Source organism: Hymenobacter sp. H14-R3 (assembly GCF_030063445.1).
Classification (GTDB): Bacteria; Bacteroidota; Bacteroidia; order Cytophagales; family Hymenobacteraceae; genus Hymenobacter.
Genome location: NZ_JASITD010000062.1, coordinates 1 through 2,983 on the forward strand (window position 1 = coordinate 1; position 2,983 = coordinate 2,983).

Sequence of the window (2,983 nt, forward strand, 5' to 3'; positions counted from 1 at the left end):
ACCTGCTCATCCGCTGGGCCAAAAAGCCGGAAAACTACCTGGCCATGCTCCATTTTGCCTGCGCCCGAATTACGTGGTACAATTGTCTTTTTGGGTGACGCTGTTTCCCTATTCGGATAGGCACTTAGTCGAAGTCCAGCGTCCGGATGGCTACGCGGTCCGCTTTACGTATGACGCGCTGGGCCGGCGTCTGAGCAAGCGGTTTCGGGGCCGGGTCACGCGCTGGGTCTGGGACGGCAACAAGCCGCTGCACGAGTGGACAGAGTTGGAAGTTGGCCCTGGCGCGGGCAGCGTGGGCGAGGTGCTGACCTGGCTGTTTGAAGAGGAAAGTTTCGCCCCCCTGGCCAAGCTCACGGGGCAGGGCGCGCAGAGCGTAGTCTGCGACCACCTGGGTACGCCGCTCGAACTCTACGATGCGCAGGGGGAAAAAACCTGGCAGGCGCAGTTAGACTGCTACGGACGGGTACGGGAGGGGCGAGGCAAGCCGCAGGATTGCCCGTTTCGCTACCAGGGCCAGTATGAGGATGTGGAGACGGGGTTATATTACAACCGCTTCCGCTACTACGACCCCGAAGTTGGGCAGTATATTTCCCAGGACCCATTGCGGCTTAATGGAAGTTCTGCTTTATATGCTTACGTCCGAAACACTAGCGCCTGGCTTGACCCTTTCGGCTTGGCGAGCGACCCGGAAACGCATTATCGTACTATGAGCCTTGATCATTTTGAGCAGTTAAATAAAACGGGCAAGGTAACTGGTACCGGTGAGACCTCGACCTCACGAGTAAGAGCCTATTCGGAAACATATAATGGCGTTACGGTCGAGTTTAAAATGAAACCTGGCACCACGCAGGCACTTGAGAATATAGGCGTTCGCGATGTATCAAAAGGCACTCAGGCAGCCTATTCTCATCTTCCTAAGCTAGAAAAAGGCCAAAAATGGAACCTGACGAACGCCCGTTTCAAAACGGAAGGCAAGCAGACTACAATAGCACTCGGCAAGGGCCCAGCGTTATCTATTTTCAACGAAAATATTATTGATTTTCAAGAAGTAAGCCGACGAAATACATGTTAAATTCAATTAACGAACAAGAAAGAGCGCTCATTATTAAGTTGCTAAGCAATAAAATAACGCAACAAGAATTTGAAAAACTGTATCCAGTACCCATAACTAAGGCCTACGTTTTAGAATGCTTAAACGAGGCCGTCGAGCTGGAAGACGATGATAAACTCTGGCCTGCAATGGTCCTCGCGTATGACGGGGCCGACACTGATTTTCTGCCAATTTTGGAAGGATTATTAGTGGCTGAATGGCATACGAGCCATGAAAATATTGCTCTTATCTTGCAACGGCTAAAAAGTACTACTTCTGTCCAGTGTCTATTTAAGGCTGCAACGATGCATTTTACCTACTTAGAAGAAGATGAGTTTTTCGACTTGGCTCGTAAATGTCTTTGGGCATTGGGTTCAATTAATAATGAAGAAGCTAGGGAAATGATTAAAAGTCTAGCCAATTCAGACAATGAGGTGATACGAGAACATGCTCAAGAGCAAATTCAGCGCATAAAGCTGTACTAAACTGTCATACCCAACCGCTTACTGACCTGAGGTGGTCGGGTAAAAATGGACACGGCGAAAGTAACTTTCCCTTGTCATGGAAGCAGCAAAACCAGCCGGCAAACGGCCTAGAACTAAATATGATGCGGCCTTCCGGCTCGAAGCAGTCCGCCGGGTAACGCAGGATGAACAGGCGGCTACGCGCGTCGCGCAGGCCTTGGGCATGAGCGAGGCCGTCTTGGGCAAGTGGGTGCGGGCCGCCCGCAGCCAAGCGGCACGCCCAGCAGGCAGCGAAGCGCTGGAGCAGGAAAACAAGCAGTTGCGGACCCAATTAGCCCGCGCCGAGATGGAGCGCGATATTTTAAAAAAAGCGCTGACCATCTTTTCACAACCGACGGGCCGATGAAACGCTTCGCTTTCATTGCTTTACACGCTACCTGTTGGCCAGTGCAGCAGCAGTGTCAGGTGTTGTGCGTCAGCGCCAGCGGCTACTATGCCTGGCGCAAGCGCCAGGCATAGTAGCCGTCGAGCCAACGCCGCTTGCTTGGCAGGTGGCGGCCCAACGGGTATTTACGACCCATGCCGGCCGCTATGGCCAGCGCCGGCTGCGCGCCCAGCTGCGCCGCGAAGGCCATGCGGTAGGCCGGCAGCGGCTACGCAGCTGGCTTAGCGCCAGTGGGTTACGTGCCCTCTGCACCCGCGCCAGTACTCGCCCCCCGCGCACTACCCAGGCTGACCCACGGGCCGTGGCTGCCGCCAACAAACTCGCTACCTGGCCGGTCGCCACTGCCCCGAATCAAATCTGGGTCGGCGATATCACCTACCTAGCCCTGGCTACGGGCCACTGGGCCTACCTGGCCTGCTGGCGCGATGCCTTTTCCCGACGCGTGGTCGGCTGGCACGTCAGCGAATCGCTGCACACGGAATTGATTCTGACCGCTTTTAATCGGGCGGTGGCCGTCTGCCAACCGCCACCGGGCCTGCTCGTGCACGCCGACCGCGGCAGCCAGTACACACCAGCGAGGCCTTTACTACGCTGCTGGACCGCACCCAGGCCATTGCCAGCCTGAGCCGGCCCGGTAATCCGTACGATAACGCCTTGGCTGAGAGTGGCTGGAGCACGCTCAAAACCGAACTATTACCGCGTGGGGCCTGCTTTGCCGACCTGGAAGAAGCCCGCTTCGAATTAGCTGAGTACTTGGACCATTACTACAACACCCAGCGCCTACACTCCGCTCGAAATCGAACTCCACTACCGTTTCAACCTACCTTAGCTTCGTGTCCACTGGCACCCGACCACCTCAATATGAGGTGGTCGAGTAAATCTGGACAGAATAGGGCCTTAACTTTCCAACTTCATGAAAGACAGCCCCCCACCTACTAAACGTCGGCGTTACGATGCCGCCTTCCGGGCCGAAGCCCTGCGCCT

The 2,983-nt window shown here is 55.3% G+C and carries 5 protein-coding genes and 1 pseudogene; all 6 read left to right on the forward strand.

Going from position 1 to position 2,983, the window contains the following annotated elements:
• Positions 1-98: pseudogene (locus QMK33_RS23205) on the forward strand (IS5/IS1182 family transposase); the annotation flags it as partial.
• A complete protein-coding gene (locus tag QMK33_RS23210) occupies positions 95-1,072 on the forward strand; it encodes an RHS repeat domain-containing protein (RefSeq protein WP_283567011.1) in 978 nt (325 codons plus the stop codon). The pseudogene QMK33_RS23205 and the gene QMK33_RS23210, both read left to right, overlap by 4 nt.
• Positions 1,066-1,575 carry a HEAT repeat domain-containing protein gene (locus QMK33_RS23215; protein WP_283567012.1) on the forward strand — a complete coding sequence of 170 codons (510 nt, stop codon included), beginning with the start codon at positions 1,066-1,068 and terminating at the stop codon, positions 1,573-1,575. The genes QMK33_RS23210 and QMK33_RS23215 overlap by 7 nt, the downstream gene beginning before the upstream one ends.
• Before the next feature lie 76 nt (positions 1,576-1,651).
• A complete protein-coding gene (locus QMK33_RS23220) occupies positions 1,652-1,960 on the forward strand; it encodes a transposase (RefSeq protein WP_283567013.1) in 309 nt (102 codons plus the stop codon).
• Between the two features lie 145 nt (positions 1,961-2,105).
• Entirely contained in the window at positions 2,106-2,624 is a 519-nt protein-coding gene (locus QMK33_RS23715) for a DDE-type integrase/transposase/recombinase (RefSeq protein ID WP_502867098.1), read from the forward strand.
• The gene (locus tag QMK33_RS23720) at positions 2,621-2,938 is read left to right on the forward strand and encodes an integrase core domain-containing protein (RefSeq protein ID WP_502867099.1); all 318 of its coding nucleotides are present in this window, start codon (positions 2,621-2,623) and stop codon (positions 2,936-2,938) included. Before QMK33_RS23715 ends, QMK33_RS23720 begins: the two co-directional genes overlap by 4 nt.
• Positions 2,939-2,983: the final 45 nt, after the last annotated feature.

What these genes read in the sequence shown, in the direction of transcription:
- QMK33_RS23215 (WP_283567012.1), top strand. Translation starts at nt 1,066, where the DNA reads ATGTTAAATTCAATTAACGAACAAGAAAGAGCGCTCATTATTAAGTTG.
- QMK33_RS23220 (WP_283567013.1), top strand. Translation starts at nt 1,652, where the DNA reads ATGGAAGCAGCAAAACCAGCCGGCAAACGGCCTAGAACTAAATATGAT.